This is a genomic window from Leptolyngbya sp. 7M (genome assembly GCF_018128485.1).
Genome location: NZ_CP070897.1, coordinates 3179445 through 3193777 on the forward strand (window position 1 = coordinate 3179445; position 14333 = coordinate 3193777).

At 48.9% G+C, this 14333-nt stretch carries 16 protein-coding genes; 5 read left to right on the forward strand and 11 right to left on the reverse strand.

Going from position 1 to position 14333, the window contains the following annotated elements:
• Positions 1 to 223: 223 nt before the first annotated feature.
• From JVX88_RS15735 to JVX88_RS15750, 4 genes are all read left to right on the forward strand, one after another.
• Positions 224 to 1246 carry a FecR domain-containing protein gene (locus JVX88_RS15735; RefSeq protein WP_225931426.1) on the forward strand — a complete coding sequence of 341 codons (1023 nt, stop codon included), beginning with the start codon at positions 224 to 226 and terminating at the stop codon, positions 1244 to 1246.
• On the forward strand, positions 1227 to 2525 hold the full coding sequence (hisS, locus tag JVX88_RS15740) for a histidine--tRNA ligase (RefSeq protein ID WP_211628238.1): 1299 nt from the start codon (positions 1227 to 1229) through the stop codon (positions 2523 to 2525). The genes JVX88_RS15735 and hisS overlap by 20 nt, the downstream gene beginning before the upstream one ends.
• Before the next feature lie 130 nt (positions 2526 to 2655).
• Entirely contained in the window at positions 2656 to 2928 is a 273-nt protein-coding gene (locus JVX88_RS15745; RefSeq protein ID WP_211628239.1) for a hypothetical protein, read from the forward strand.
• 642 nt (positions 2929 to 3570) lie between these two features.
• Entirely contained in the window at positions 3571 to 3768 is a 198-nt protein-coding gene (locus JVX88_RS15750) for an NblA/ycf18 family protein (RefSeq protein WP_035999342.1), read from the forward strand.
• A gap of 660 nt (positions 3769 to 4428) precedes the next feature.
• On the opposite strand, the gene JVX88_RS15755 is transcribed toward JVX88_RS15750, so the two are convergent.
• The 8 genes from JVX88_RS15755 to cimA form a co-directional block, all read right to left on the reverse strand.
• The gene (locus JVX88_RS15755; protein WP_211628240.1) at positions 4429 to 5493 is read right to left on the reverse strand and encodes a hypothetical protein; all 1065 of its coding nucleotides are present in this window, start codon (positions 5491 to 5493) and stop codon (positions 4429 to 4431) included.
• 18 nt (positions 5494 to 5511) lie between these two features.
• The gene (locus tag JVX88_RS15760) at positions 5512 to 6006 is read right to left on the reverse strand and encodes a type II secretion system protein (RefSeq protein ID WP_315875331.1); all 495 of its coding nucleotides are present in this window, start codon (positions 6004 to 6006) and stop codon (positions 5512 to 5514) included.
• Positions 6007 to 6693 (reverse strand): type II secretion system protein, encoded by a 687-nt coding sequence (locus tag JVX88_RS15765; protein ID WP_211628242.1) that lies wholly within the window; start codon positions 6691 to 6693, stop codon positions 6007 to 6009.
• Positions 6694 to 7749 carry a hypothetical protein gene (locus JVX88_RS15770; RefSeq protein WP_263975549.1) on the reverse strand — a complete coding sequence of 352 codons (1056 nt, stop codon included), beginning with the start codon at positions 7747 to 7749 and terminating at the stop codon, positions 6694 to 6696.
• Positions 7733 to 7933 carry a hypothetical protein gene (locus JVX88_RS15775; RefSeq protein WP_211628243.1) on the reverse strand — a complete coding sequence of 67 codons (201 nt, stop codon included), beginning with the start codon at positions 7931 to 7933 and terminating at the stop codon, positions 7733 to 7735. The genes JVX88_RS15770 and JVX88_RS15775 overlap by 17 nt, the downstream gene beginning before the upstream one ends.
• Before the next feature lie 126 nt (positions 7934 to 8059).
• Positions 8060 to 8686: a Uma2 family endonuclease gene (locus JVX88_RS15780; RefSeq protein WP_211628244.1), complete on the reverse strand. Its 627-nt coding sequence runs from the start codon at positions 8684 to 8686 to the stop codon at positions 8060 to 8062.
• 423 nt (positions 8687 to 9109) lie between these two features.
• Positions 9110 to 9658, reverse strand: coding sequence for a KGG domain-containing protein (locus tag JVX88_RS15785; RefSeq protein WP_211628245.1), 549 nt, complete (start codon positions 9656 to 9658; stop codon positions 9110 to 9112).
• A gap of 212 nt (positions 9659 to 9870) precedes the next feature.
• Positions 9871 to 11043 (reverse strand): citramalate synthase, encoded by a 1173-nt coding sequence (gene cimA, locus JVX88_RS15790; RefSeq protein ID WP_211628246.1) that lies wholly within the window; start codon positions 11041 to 11043, stop codon positions 9871 to 9873.
• Between cimA and JVX88_RS15795 the strand changes: the two genes are divergently transcribed.
• Positions 11031 to 12314, forward strand: a complete 1284-nt coding sequence (locus JVX88_RS15795) for a hypothetical protein (RefSeq protein ID WP_263975550.1) — start codon at positions 11031 to 11033, stop codon at positions 12312 to 12314. The two genes, cimA and JVX88_RS15795, sit on opposite strands and share 13 nt — an antisense overlap.
• Positions 12315 to 12341: 27 nt before the next feature.
• Here JVX88_RS15795 and JVX88_RS15800 read toward each other — a convergent pair whose 3' ends face one another.
• The 3 genes from JVX88_RS15800 to JVX88_RS15810 all read right to left on the reverse strand — a co-directional run bounded on the left by JVX88_RS15800 (position 12342) and on the right by JVX88_RS15810 (position 14224).
• Positions 12342 to 13145, reverse strand: a complete 804-nt coding sequence (locus tag JVX88_RS15800; protein ID WP_211628247.1) for a Uma2 family endonuclease — start codon at positions 13143 to 13145, stop codon at positions 12342 to 12344.
• Between the two features lie 107 nt (positions 13146 to 13252).
• Positions 13253 to 13495: a hypothetical protein gene (locus tag JVX88_RS15805; protein ID WP_211628248.1), complete on the reverse strand. Its 243-nt coding sequence runs from the start codon at positions 13493 to 13495 to the stop codon at positions 13253 to 13255.
• Between the two features lie 135 nt (positions 13496 to 13630).
• The gene (locus JVX88_RS15810; RefSeq protein WP_263975551.1) at positions 13631 to 14224 is read right to left on the reverse strand and encodes a ribonuclease H-like domain-containing protein; all 594 of its coding nucleotides are present in this window, start codon (positions 14222 to 14224) and stop codon (positions 13631 to 13633) included.
• Positions 14225 to 14333: the final 109 nt, after the last annotated feature.

Consider the following 14333-nt stretch of genomic DNA (forward strand, 5'->3'; position numbering starts at 1 on the left):
TGCCTGACTCCATACTACCGACAGAATTGGCCTAACCGTGGATTGAGTGAACGAAACTAGCTGCACAGGCCGCATTATGATCCCGCTGGGGTTGCTGCTCAAATACTCTGGTGGTTGCATCCACACAGTCTGTTCAAGATTATGCTGTATCAGGCTTTGATATGGTGGTGAATAGGTTTTGGTATAGATTTGTTTGGCATAGGTTTTTAGAGGAGTGGGGGTAGTGCTTCAGAAGGCAGATGGATGGTTTAGCTTATTGCAACAGCTATGGCAGCAGTCGGTGAAACAATCAGCTATAAAACACCTAGTTCTAAAACAATTAGTCCTAAAACGGCTGAGGTCGGCGAAACGAGCAAAAGCTCAAACCATGCTGCTAACTAAGCATCCAACCAGGCATCCAACTAAACTTCATATTGCTTGGTTCGCGCTGGCTCTGATGGCCACCCTGCTTTTTGCTAGTTTTACCGCACCTACTGCAGCCGAGACTGTGACCGTGCGGGTGAATCGTTGGTTAGCGATCCGGCAGTTAAGTGGCGATGTTACCTACTTGCGGGGTGCAACTTCACGACGGGCGCGAGTGGGAGATCGGTTACAGCGGGTGGGAGATGGGCTTTCGACTGGCATGGAGTCTTCAGCCAGCTTAGAGGTGGACACGCGGATTGGGACAGTTGAGGTTGGTGAATCGACTAAACTACAGGTGCAATCCCTCGAAGTGACCGAAACAGATGGACATATTACGCGGCTGCGAGTCGATCAGGGACGGGTGCGGCTCCAGATCCGTCAGTTTACTAATCCTGACTCGCGCTTAGAAATCGAAACCCCAGCCGGAATTAGCGGAGTACGCGGTACCGAATTTGGCGTTAATGTTTTTCCAGACGGCAAAATGGGAGTTGCTACCCTAGAAGGCAGTGTTCTCACTTCGGCGCAAGCCCAGGATGTGGAAGTGCCAGCCGGGTTTCAAAATATTACAATTCCGGGTGAGCCGCCCTCGCTGCCGGTTCCGTTTACTAACGAACCGCGCTTGGACTATCAGATTGAACGGATTATTCGTCGTGGCATTCGACGGATTCAGTTTACTGGACAAGTCGATCCAACCAGTTCAGTATTGATTCAAGGACAGCCACAACTGATTGATCGCGATGGACGGTTTAACCTGTTTTTTCCTGCCCCATCCAGACTACGACTGACGGTCACCGTCATTACGCCGTTAGGTCAAGAGCAAACCTATGAATTGCAACTTATCTAAATGGGGATGGCGATTATTACCGGGAAGCTTATCAGCGCTGTCAATGGGGCTCCTGTTGAAGCTGGGAGCCTTTCAGCCGCTGGAGCAATTGGGTTATCAAGCATTATTTCAGCCGATTTTTGAACAGACCGAGCTGTTTGCCAGGGGAATTGGTGAAGCCACCGATGTGGTGGGCAAGGAGATGTACACCTTTATCGACAAGGGTGAGCGGTCCGTAACTTTGCGACCTGAAGGCACAGCGGGCGTTGTGCGGGCCTATATCGAAAACGGTCTCCATGTCAAAGGGGTGCAGCGGTTGTGGTACCTGGGGCCAATGTTTCGCTACGAAAACGTGCAGGCTGGACGACAGCGGCAGTTTCACCAGTTGGGCTGTGAGGTGTTGGGCAGTGCCGACCCCCGTGCCGATGTGGAAGTGATCGCCCTAGCGATGGATCTGCTGGCTGAGTTGGGTCTAAAGGATCTGCGGTTGGATCTGAATTCCGTGGGTGATCCCGCCGACCGGCAGCAGTATCGCCAAGCGCTGGTGGAGTATCTTACGCCCTACAAAGATGCGCTCGATCCCGATTCGCAAAATCGCCTCAGCCGCAATCCAATGCGGATTCTCGACAGCAAAAATGCCGAGACGAAAAAAATTATCCAGGACGCTCCTAAAATTTGGGATTATTTAGCTCTAGAGTCGCGACGACGGTTTGACCAGGTGCAGCAGCAATTGACCGACCTCAACATCGCCTATACGCTCAACCCCTGCTTAGTCCGCGGCTTAGACTACTACACCCACACCGCGTTCGAGATTGTGGCCGAAACCGGGCTAGGGGCACAGAATGCCGTCGGCGGCGGTGGGCGCTACGACGGGTTGGTCAGCGAATTAGGTGGGCCAGAAACCCCAGCTGTGGGTTGGGCAATGGGATTAGAACGACTGCTGCTGTTGCTGCAACAGTTGACCAGCACTCCAGCTGTAGAGCTTGATTTTTATGTGGTTTCGCGGGGTGAACAGGCCGAAGCGCAGGCACTCCAACTAGCCCAAACCTTACGACGCGCCGGATTTGCCGTGGAGCTAGATTTGAGTGCCAGTGCCTTTGGTAAACAATTTAAGCGAGCAGACCGCAGTGGGGCAGTAGCTTGCCTAATCCTAGGAGACAATGAGGCTGCTAATGGCACTGTACAGTTAAATTGGCTAGGCAGCGGTGACCAGGAGGCTCTTACCCAAACCGACCTGCTGGCAACGGTTGAAACGTTACGCCACCGGCTTAAACATAGTCGGGCCACTATGCCTAACTAGAGGATTTTGGGGCAAGCCAGTTGGGAAACCGCCACATGTTCTGAGGTTAGCATTGCCGAATTCAATAGAATCAAAACTGAGATTTATTGTGTCTTACTGTAGAATACCTGTGTGGTGTGAATAAGTAAAAATGACTACGCAAGTTTTGATGTCTAAGCAAGCAGTTCTGTCTGAAATCACTGTATCTACTGTCGCTGATAGGAATAATCACTCTCAAACGAAAGGATCTGCGGCTGCTCAATCTCGTCAGTTGCCCTATCAGGCCAATCACCAAGTTGAATTACTCCATCTGCAAGCAGAGACTGAAGCTCTACTCCAGCACTTAAAAATGCTCAAGCAGCAAAAATCGGTTGCAGATTTATCAAATATGGAAATCGAAACTGTTGTGATCGCATCTTGCTGAGATTGAGCTTGGCAGGAACAACGATAATCCTTCTTAATCAGAATTTGTTTGTGCTTCACGTTGCTCAAGCTAGCGTGAATTCAATTCAAAATGGCTCAACAATAGATTCCAAATTTCTCATTCAATCAATCAGAACTTTTAATCAGTTAGAAATTTCCTGCTGTAGACGGTTGTACTAGACAGCAGGATTTTCTTTTTCTGTTAAAAGAGATACGTTTTCACTCCCTTTTTTATCAACGAAAAGTATCAATTTTATCTGTTCCTATCTCAGTATGACTGGTTAGAAAGTTGCTGAGCCGAGCCTGGGCAACGGCTGCAACTCAGCTGTAGATAGGAGTTCAGCTCTTCATTCACAACTGCTCTACAGAAAATTCACGATCACTAAATCGGATAAAGTTCTAGGTGAACATTCTGCCGCCCTGTAAGTTGCTAGAACTACCTCAACCGAAATGAGTACCCATGAAGGGGGTGGTCACTTTGTCAAACGATTGTTATCTTTTGTAATACGAAGGGAAATTTGATCACCTAGCGGGAACGCTAGAGGCCAATTGTTTCCCACTCGTGTAATCAACTTAAGCTCGCTTAGTTTTGGTTACTGTTTGATTCCATCGTTTTCCATTGTTACCGAACAGGAGTAATGTTATGGACCGACCAATTGAACTTTCGCTAGAGCAACAGTTCAGCCTACGTTCGTTTGAAACGCAGGTAGAGAAGATGAATCTCGAACAGGCTCAGGACTTTCTGGTGAAGCTGTATGAGCAAATGATGCTGCGCGAGACCATGTACAAGCATTTCCTCAAGCACGAGTGGGGATTGGAGCCTCGCCCTCAGTTTGAGTAAGCTGCTGCTGTAGTGGGCGACCTCCCTCTCTTGCCCTGTTCTAGGCAAGGAAAAGGGCTGGGGATGCTGGGGCGTCAACTCTGCATGAACGGCTGCATTTTGGATAGATCATATTTTGGTAAGCGTTCTGACGCCTACGAAGACTGGAAAGCAATTGCTCAAGTATTGACCAGTTTTACGATGGCTGGTTCTGAAAAATCTGGGCCTTCTGGCAAGTATTCAGATGGCGCGACGATAACTAGGTTTTTCAGTAATGCTCTCTCACAATTAATAATCTGATTGACTAAATAATCTGATTAACAATCCAATAAGCAACCACAGAGTCGCGGCAGTTTGGCCGGAGACAATTGACCGGGGAAACAATTGACCGGGGAAACAATTGACCGGAAATAATTTCTCAAGACGGCTTCTCAAGCTGATCACAGCCTTGATGATGGCCTCCAGAACAGGAGCCGGGAGAAAACGGAAATTTGGACCATTCCATGGAATTTATGGCTAACCCTGGCAGAGAATGGCTGAGAGTGGTAGGGTTAGGAGGAAATGAACTCGACTCCAAACGTCTATTGGATCTATGTTTCAGCGCCTTTTGATCTGTACTAGCCTGTCGGATGGGTTGCAACGCTTGGTTCACTTTGTGCCGAGCCTAGCATCGGGTGGGATTCAACACATCACGTTTCTACATGTGTTACCCGTCGATGGCAGAGGAATTCCCAGAGTTGATGAAGCGAAGGTGCAACAGGTCAAAGAACAATTATCGGTTGCAAAGGCGGATGTGCCCTCTGGTGTAGAAGTCGAGGTCGAGGTGCAGGCTGGAAGTCCAGCAGGTGCAGCAATTTCGTCAAGGTCTAGCGAACTCATCGGAAGGTTTAGTCCGATATCGTCGGCACGAAGAATGGTGAGCACCCGACCAAAAGCATCTGTTGCGATCTCGGCAATACGGGCGGGCGAAAAACCCTTTCCTACGAGCAGAAGGCGCTCAAGAGATCGTCCCGATGCACTATCAGCGAAGCGGTCATTATAAAACATCAGTAAGCGGAAAAGCTCATCCTCCCGCTCCTTGTCGCCACACGTTACCGAACGCACGACGAATGGCTCGCTTCCCTTCAGCATTATTGCAGTAAATCCATCCCACTGAGAGCTGATCAAGAGCGAATCACCAGACGACCCATTCATGAGCCAACTTGTCTCTGATATCGCACGAGGCAGTATAAGTCCGCAATTCCATCGAAATTGCTCAAAAATGGTCTCGTATTCATCGATGACCGATAGTTTTACCGCGGTAGCAAAATAGCGGGCCCTACCCTCGCTATCGGGTGAAATCGGTTGACGAGTGATCCGAAGCTGTGCGGCAGGAGCCCCGAATGTCTGCTCGGCTTTCCAATCGAAGATCTCTTCACTTTCGCGTTTTGATGTGGCCGATGCGTCCAACGTGATAATAGCCGTACGTGCGGTTCCGCTGGGCAATGATACTGACCAACGCTTGCGTGCCAGCAGCCCCGCGGACGTGACCGCTTCTTCAAGTAGAAAGCGAAACTGTGTTGGCTCTTGGATATTTCGCTCAAGAAAACTTGGATTGAGAAGCTTAGTTGGCATCTCGACAGATGCAGCCTGTTTTATACTGAACTGGCCGCCAAGCCCGCGCTGAAGAGCGACTGCAGTGACCGAATCGCGCTCGATTCCAATGGCAGCCTTTGGGAACTTTGGTTCGGTTAGAAAGGATAGCATCAAAATTTCAAAAACTTCCTAATAAGTATCGCCATTATAAGGATTACCATCGCTGTCTCGGCCAGTAGCTAGGCTTTTGACATCAACAAGCCCCTGTTCTCCATCGGGAGACATCGGATCGGTCCCGAATTTTTCATCCCATTCGGCTTTTTCAAGGATCGGGTCGATGGGAACTTCGCGTAGATATCTGGCTTCGACCAACGCATTTATCGATTGCGGCAAACGCCCTTTGTCCGCGGTATATTGTTCAATAGCCCGACGCATTTGCCAGAGATTCTCTTTAAGTACGGTTTCCTTGGCGTGCTGAACCGTTCTTTGATACACAGGAACCGCTACCGACAGTAAGATGATCAGGACGAACATCGCGATCATCAATTCGAACAAAGAGAAACCTTTGCTATTAATCCCTTTTATGATACGAACCCTTCGCATTGAGCGCGAGCAGACAGTACGGAAGCAAAATTGCTCCGTTTTTATAAGCTCGAATTCTCTATATCCGTCGATCATATCCATTTACCAGTCACTGTATCGTTCGCCATTAAGTGCGGTCTCATCCGATGAGGAACGGACGTCGAATACGTTGACGCCATCCCAACTCCCGCTGTCCGCAGATTGATATGACGACCGGAGGCGCCAATCTGCTTTCCCCGTCATAGGATCCTCGGGTAATCGACTAAGGTAATGCTTAATTACGTCTTCGACGCCGGTATTGATCTCGGTTGCCTGTCGCGATCCCTGGTTGATGCCGCTTCCGCCCGTCAAATTTATACCACGCGGCTTGACCCGCACTCCATCGACCAGAGTTTCAAGATCGGGTGGATACCTATCAAGGTTTTCTGAATCAAAGATCGTACAATCGTCTATCACTACGCGCGACCGCGGATCGGTCGGTACGTTCATTGCACCTCGTCCCGGAGCGGTCGGATTCGTCGTCGTAACTGATCCCTGCGGACACGCACCGATCGCATCTCGCTTGAATTCATCAATGGCCCCGCGGATCTGCCGAAGTGTTTCGCGAAGCCGAAGTTCGCGTTGACGCTTTGCCGCGTTTTGAGCAAGTGGTATGGAGCCAAGCACGAGTATAGCAAGCACCGACATCGTAACGACCAGCTCGAAAAGCGTATAGCCGCTTAGGCCAGATTCTGGCCGATTAACCTCGCCATGCTTTAACTCAATGACCTTGTTACTCAATTGCAGCATTTAAAACGAAACCGTAAAGTTCTTTCCTTCCGGCGTAAGGAAATTCAAAGCATCCTTTTCAAACCCAAGTTCGATCTTCCCATCTCTAAGAGCCTCAACATCGATGAACGCAAGGATCCCCGTGCGGTTCAAAGCCGCTCCTTGCGGCATCGCCAAAGAAACGAACATCTTTCCGTTCTGATTCAGGAACGGAGTTGCAGGGCTGTTCGCGAGGGCAGGACCAAAAACATCACCGAACGAGACCGAGAGGACTGCCAATTTTTCCTTGTCGAATTTTACTCCGAGCATTGCCGAGCGGAAATCCGCAGACGCATTTACCATCACTGCCAAAGTAGCTTTCTCACCAGCCTTCAGCGTGGGAAGTGACGGCGGCAACTGGATCTCTGCGGTCAGCCGGTTCGCCGAGGAAGTCGTTTCTGGAATCAAGGCATTCTGGGAGTCACTTTTAGGTTTAGTATTGACTACATCTGATGTCGCTGCAACATCGAGCTGACGTATCGATGAATCGATCGGCCTTAGCTCAACTGACGGATTACTTGCTGTGACCGGTGTTTCCGGAGCAGGTGCCGGCGACTTAACAACTGCCTGGCTATCCTCCGCGGTGCGTACGTACTCGGGGGTAGATGGCTGATCCGGCAACTGAATCGAGGCAGAGCTCGGCAAACGCCGGACGGAAGCAAGATATTCGTCGCGCTCTTCCTGCAATATCATAGCTTCAAGCGAGCCGCTGGTTGGAACAGCAATACTTCCTGTGGGACGCTCGACCTCATCTTCCGGCAATATTGCGGGAGCCCGAATAACGCGAGGAGTGACCGCGATGACGATATCTACCTGACGATTATCACGTGTAGGCGCTGTGAACAGCCTGCCAAGCACCGGTATCAAGCCCAAAAGCGGAAGTCCCGAGCGTCCCCGGCTTTCAACGTCCTGTGCAACACTTGCCAACAGCAGTGTTCGATTGTTCTGCACGCGGGCTGTCCCTTTTATAGAACGCTCAGAGAAGATCGGGTTGTTGTCCGTCCCCCCGGCGACGACGTCCTTAGATTCGATTTCCATCGCCACCTGCACATCCTGATTCGGAAAAACAATGGGCTTGAATTTTAGCGTAAGGGAACAACAGACCTTGAATGGTTACCAACCAAGTAATCCGATGATTCATGACCTCGCTTTCATGCATCAACATCGAGCAAATGATTTCAGCCCATTTTTCTGCTTGTTGGTCGGATTGCTGAAAACTCATCTGAAAATATATCTTCTACCAAAAACTTGCAGCATAACGCCTCAAATCAGCGGCAGCAGATAATCTTGAACTCGGAACCAACGGCTCTCGACCGTCCGCTGCGTTTGAATTGTTGTGCCGCGATCATTACCTACCAGCCCTCAACACTTGTTCCGCCGTTAGTCTCAACTCTGGGAAGGTTGGAGAGACGATAATCTCATTGCCTCGAAGCTGCTGAATTTCATACTCTCCACCTACTAGCGTACAGATAGAAAGCGTGGGTTGTTTGGGCTTCCCGATGTGTCGAGTACCCCCCAATCCTGCGTAGTCTGCAATCCAATATTCGGGGATACCTAAAGCTGCGTAGTCTTCGACCTTACGGGCATAATCGTTTTGCCAGTTGCTACTCACAACTTCCGCCACCAATTTAATCGAACTGCCCAGAGTCAGGATCGACTGGTCAGACCAAAGTAGTTCCTTGCTAAGTTCATCTCGATCAACCACTGCAACATCAGGTCGGAATGCTGTCATACCAACATCAGAAGGGCGCAATAGTCCTCGTTGAAGGACAAACCAAGGTAAGCCTGTTCCGTCGATCTGGACACAGATCTTTGCGGTGATGAAGGCTGCAACTTCTTCATGCTGACCTGTTGGTTCCAAGTCGAACACCTCTCCATCAATCAGTTCATAGCGGTTATTACCACCATAGCGGGTAAGAAACTCGTCAAAGCTGAGCGGCTTCTGTTGTATGAGTTGGTTGATCGCAAGGGTCATAGGTCAACTTAGCCTAATCGATGCCTTCAGTCTACCAAATTGGATGTTTGATGAATGTACGACGAATCAAGCCTTTGATTGCTTTGTCTCAAAATGTTGGCAGATAAGCTTTTGACTACGCCCCAACCGAGGTGCGATAAGAACAATGAGAGTAAATTTCTGGTGTCTTAGCTTAGTTGAAAGGCAGCTCTGCTCCTACAAAAATCCACGGTCAACCTACGGTCAGCGAAGATGCTCCAAAGCGTTTTACAACTACTAAACAATAGAGGCGGAGGAAAAAATAGAGGCGGAGGAAAAGAGTCATGCAATCGAGTAAGGCAGTTAAAACCGTGGGAATTTTTCTACCAGTCAAGCCTGCATTAACTTATTGCATCACTACTTATCCTCAGCCTAAGAAATTAAACTAAAACGACCGAATGGAAGTTACTCTGCTTCCTGCTGTTCCAACGATTTGCCGGCTTTGTTCAGAGATTTGCCCAACTTATGCAGTTTGGTTTTGTAGCCGCGCTGAGCATTGTTCGCATATTCGTCGGTTTGGTGGCCCAGTTGGGTCAGGGCTTCAGCAATCGCTTCAGGCTTGGATTTGCTGCTAGAGAGCACTTTCTTGAGTTGCTTCAGGCTTTTACCGATTTCCTTTAATTCGGCATCACCAGAATCATTCAGGATCTCGTGCCACTGATCGATGATTTCGATGCCTTCTTCTGGATCGAGATCGGTCAGCTCAGCTTCGTCAAGAATGTCCAGCAGCTCATCTAGTTCTTCACCTTCGTCTTCGATTTCATCGGTGATTTCATCAGTGGCTGCATCTTCGGCATCATTATCTTTGGCATCATTATCTTTGGCATTCGGTTCGTCGCCTTTATGGGAGGTGCGTCCACCCTTACTGGCGATTTCCCGCTGCTTTTCTGGGTCCATTGATGCAAAGCCTTGCTTGCCTTTATTGGCTTGGTTATTGGCTTGTTTTGAAGTCATCGTACTTATTCCTTGAATCTGGAAAAACAGGTACGACGATTAGCTTAAAAAGCCGGATTTCAAAAACCCTCTTCCCAAAGAGGAAACATCAAGCTGTAACAAGCTCAGACATTGGAGGGAGGTAATTCGCAAAATTTTGAAAACCCTCTGCCCCCTGATGGAATCGAGAAGGAATCGAACAGCCAGCTTCAGATTCGCTGAACTCGACATGCTCAACTAGAAGCAAGGGCTGCCTTTGCCTGATTTTGCACTTGGCTTTGCAACAGTAGACCATATTCCAGCCCTTCAACTACTGCCTGATAGGATGCTTCGATGATATTGCAGGAAACGCCTACAGTCGTCCAGCGTTGATGACCGTTGCTCGATTCGATTAACACTCGCGTTTTAGCGGAGGTGCCTGCCGTGCCGTCCAAAATCCGCACCTTATAGTCAGTCAGGTGGAAGGTGGCAATTTCGGGATATTCATTCATCAGAGCCTTCCGCAGGGCTGCATCTAGGGCGGATACTGGACCATTCCCCTCGGCTGCTTCTAAAATATCCTTGCCGTTCACGTTGACTTTGATCGTAGCAACCGCCTGGCTGCCTTGGCGGGCATCGTCCCGCAGCATGTCGCAGTAAACATGGAAGTCTTTGATGGCAAAAAACTGCTGGCGTTGACCGAGGGCTTCCCGCATCAGTAACTCAAAGCTAGCTTCAGCCGCCTCGAACTGATAGCCCTGGTTTTCCAACATCTTCAGGTGCTGCAAAATTTGCCGACAGGCCGGGTCCTGCTTGTCTAGATTAATCCCAAAACTGCGAGCCTTGGCTAGCACATTACTCAGCCCAGCCTGGTCAGAAATCACAATCCGGCGGGTGTTGCCGACTAACTCTGGTTGAATATGCTCGTAGGTAAGCGGGTTGCGTTCAACTGCACTGACATGGATCCCCCCCTTATGGGCAAAAGCTGACAGCCCGACAAAGGGAGCATGATCGTCCGGAGCCAGATTCACCACCTCGCTGATCAATCGGCTCGATTCGGCCAGTTGAGTAAGCTGCTGCGGTTCGACACAGGTGTAGCCCAACTTGAGCTGCAAATTTGGAATCAGCGTACACAAATTAGCATTGCCGCAGCGTTCCCCATAGCCGTTGATTGTGCCTTGCACCATGCGTGCCCCTTCCATTACCGCCGCCATTGCATTCGCCACTGCTGTACCGGAATCGTTGTGGGTGTGAATGCCAAGGTAAAGAGAGTTGGGAGTTGGGAGTTTTAAGTTTTGGGTTGGGTTGAATTCAGAACTTAAAACTGAGAACTCAAAACTGTTCATCACGTGGCGGACGATGGCTTGCACTTCGTGGGGCAGGGTGCCGCCGTTGGTGTCGCAGAGGACTTTTGTTGTCGATTGCATTACTGTTTAATGCTGTTTTGGTGTTCCTCTCGTTAATAGAAAATCTATTTACAAGAATTCCCAAAACTCAAATTGCTGCACCGAAAACTATTTTGATCAGCGGCGGCAAAATGACTAAGGCGCTTCAGTTAGCACGCTCATTTCATGCGGCTGGGCATCGAGTCATTCTGGTGGAAACACACAAGTATTGGCTGACCGGACATCGATTTTCTAAAGCAGTGAGCCGCTTTTACACGGTACCCACACCCCAGGATAGTGCTGATGCCTATACTCAAGCGCTTTTAGAAATTGTGCAGCGAGAACAGGTTGATGTCTATGTGCCGGTTTGTAGCCCCGTCGCCAGCTATTATGATGCGTTGGTAAAAGCCGCTCTATCGCCCTATTGCGAAGTATTTCACACCGATGCAGAAACGGTGAAAGCCCTCGATGACAAATACAGCTTCAATCAACTGGCGCAATCGCTTAGTTTATCTGTTCCCAAGTCGTTCTACATCACTGCACCAGAACAAGTATTACAGTTCGACTTTTCTCAAGAGACACACTCCTATATTCTCAAAAGCATTGCCTATAACTCGATTTATCGGTTGAACTTGACTCGTTTACCCTGCCCTTCCTACGAGGATATGAAAGCGTTTGTCTATAGTTTGCCAATCAGCTCAGAAAATCCTTGGATCATGCAAGAGTTTGTTGCTGGACAGGAGTTTTGTACCCACAGTACAGTGCGAAACGGCGAATTGCGCTTGCACTGTTGCTGCGAATCTTCTGCCTTTCAGGTCAATTATCGGCATGTGGAGAATCCGGCGATTCTGGATTGGGTACGGCAGTTTGTCAAAGGACTAAACCTAACCGGACAGTTCTCGTTCGATTTTATCCAAACCGCAGATGGTGCGGTCTACGCGATTGAATGCAATCCCCGCACTCATTCTGCAATTACGATGTTTTATAATCATCCTGGTGTGGCAGATGCCTATCTGGATACCGTTCCTCTGCCAGAACCGATGCAGCCTTTACCTACTAGCAAACCTACCTATTGGCTGTATCACGAACTGTGGCGCTTCACGGAAATTCGTTCACTCTCTGATCTACGCACTCGTCTACAAACTCTCTTCCAGGGCACCGACGCAATTTACCAAATTCACGATCCGCTACCGTTCTTGATGGTGCACCACTGGCAAATTCCGCTGTTGCTCCTGAAAAATCTAGAGCAGATGAAAGGCTGGGTACGCATTGATTTTAATATTGGCAAACTAGTCGAGCTAGGTGGAGATTAACTCAGCTAATTTCCACTAACTTCCACGCTACAGGTCTGGATCAACACCCATGGCCCGCAGTCGTTCTGCCAGCCTAGCAGCTCGTTGTTCTGCTGATTCGGCTCGTTGTTCTGCTGATTCAGCTCGTTGTTCTGCTAGCTCTGCCCGCTCTTGGCCTGTCAACAGCAGATTGCCTTCCAGATCCCACCAGCGCAGCCAAGCCTGAGTTTGGTTCAGATAAGTCCCCTGCCAAATACCAATCTCTACTTCTAGAGGCGGAATCGGATAGTGACCTCGCTGGTTGGGTATCATGCGTTCATAATAAGCACCAACGAGCTGGTACATTTCTAATTCATTGTGGTTGATCAGAAAGATGCCGTAGTAGGGAATGTGAATAATTTGTTCATAAACCCAAAACTTGCCGGGTTTACTGCCTGTTCCTTCAACACGGAAGACCGGGGTTTGGTCCCGCTCTTGGCTGCCATCACCCGACGCGAATTCCAGAGCAATTGTGGGGGAAATATGTTCACGCCAGATCACATAGGAGCGGCGGATCTGTCCGTCTAACTTAGGCGGCACATTCGGCACATAGAACCAATCCGGTGCTTCGGCACCCTTTTCTGGGGGATCTGTTTCTCGCCAGTAAATGCCACAATCTTGACCGATCGCATACTGCCCGTCCGGATGCAGTCGCTCTAAAATTGGGTTGAGCGAATCTGTCAAAATCAGGCTTTGAGGATGTTCTTGAAAATTTTTCACAAACGAACCATCTGACTCTGGAAGCTGCGTATGGTCAGGAAATGGAGGCGGCAGATCAGTTTCTAATGAGGTTTGAGCAAGGATTTCAGTCATATCGGCTTGGTTTTGCTCAATTTCTGATTGGCTCTAGCATAGCGCAGTTTTCCATTCCCCAGATTGGGTTCGATCTAGAGGTTCAATGTGCAGGCTCAATCTATAGATCAGAGAACCAGATCAGAAAACCGATAGCGGATTGAAATCCTTCTCGACTTGACGCTGACAGGTTCGTAGCGAATCACAGCTTTGTCAGCGTACCAGTCTCCTTCCCAGATTAAACTTACTTGATTGTGAATCGTTTCAACTCGATAGGGTTGGGCATTGGCAAGTAGCGCAATCTTAGCTTCTCCATCTAGCTTGCCAGAAAGGTGAATCCGCAGAGCATAAATATTGCCTTGATTCGCCACCTTCTGAAACGTATCTCTTCTGATTTCTGAACGTCGTTAATACTTTTTTTCAGAATTGAAAAAACACAAGCCGCAAATAAGTTTGCGAGAATAAAAATACTAGAAACTAGTACGAATTTATTAATGAAAAATTTATTAATGCTCAAAAATTCCCTGATATTGCAGTAAATCAAGCGATACAATTGTCGGTAAACATTGAAAACACTGCTGAGCCAGTTCCCAGCGTCCTTCTCGCTGCAGCATATCGGTAAGTTTGAGGCGAATATCTAGTAGATAGCGCACATCGTTAGCGGCATAGCGCAGTTGTTCGTCTGAGAGGTTAGCTGCATTGCCCCAGTCAGAGCTTTGGGCTGTTTTATCCAGCTCAACCTGCTCTAGCTCTTGCACCACATCCTTGAGGCCATGCTTGGGACTGTAGGTGCGGGCTAGCTTACTGGCAATTTTGGTGCAAAAAACTGGGTTGACGTGAATACCGAGGTGATAGCGCAGCGTAGCTAGATCGAAGCGGGCAAAGTGGAAGACTTTTAAAACCGAATCTGTTTCGAGTAGACGCTTGAGGTTGGGAGCGGCTGCTTGGCCCTTGGCAATGCGTAATGCGGTGACATGTCCTGCCGGATCACAAAGCTGCACCAGACATAACCGATCGCGCTGTGGTAGAAGCCCCATTGTTTCGGTATCGACAGCGATCGCCTCTGCTTGCAGATAGCCCGCTAAAATGTCTGCTGGCAAATCCTGATCGCACACTTAAAGACGCTTGGCTGGTGATTAAATACCAATTGGAACTCTAAACAGCCATTTAAAAAGTACTGAAAGAAAAATTAAGGTGTACTCCGTTTTC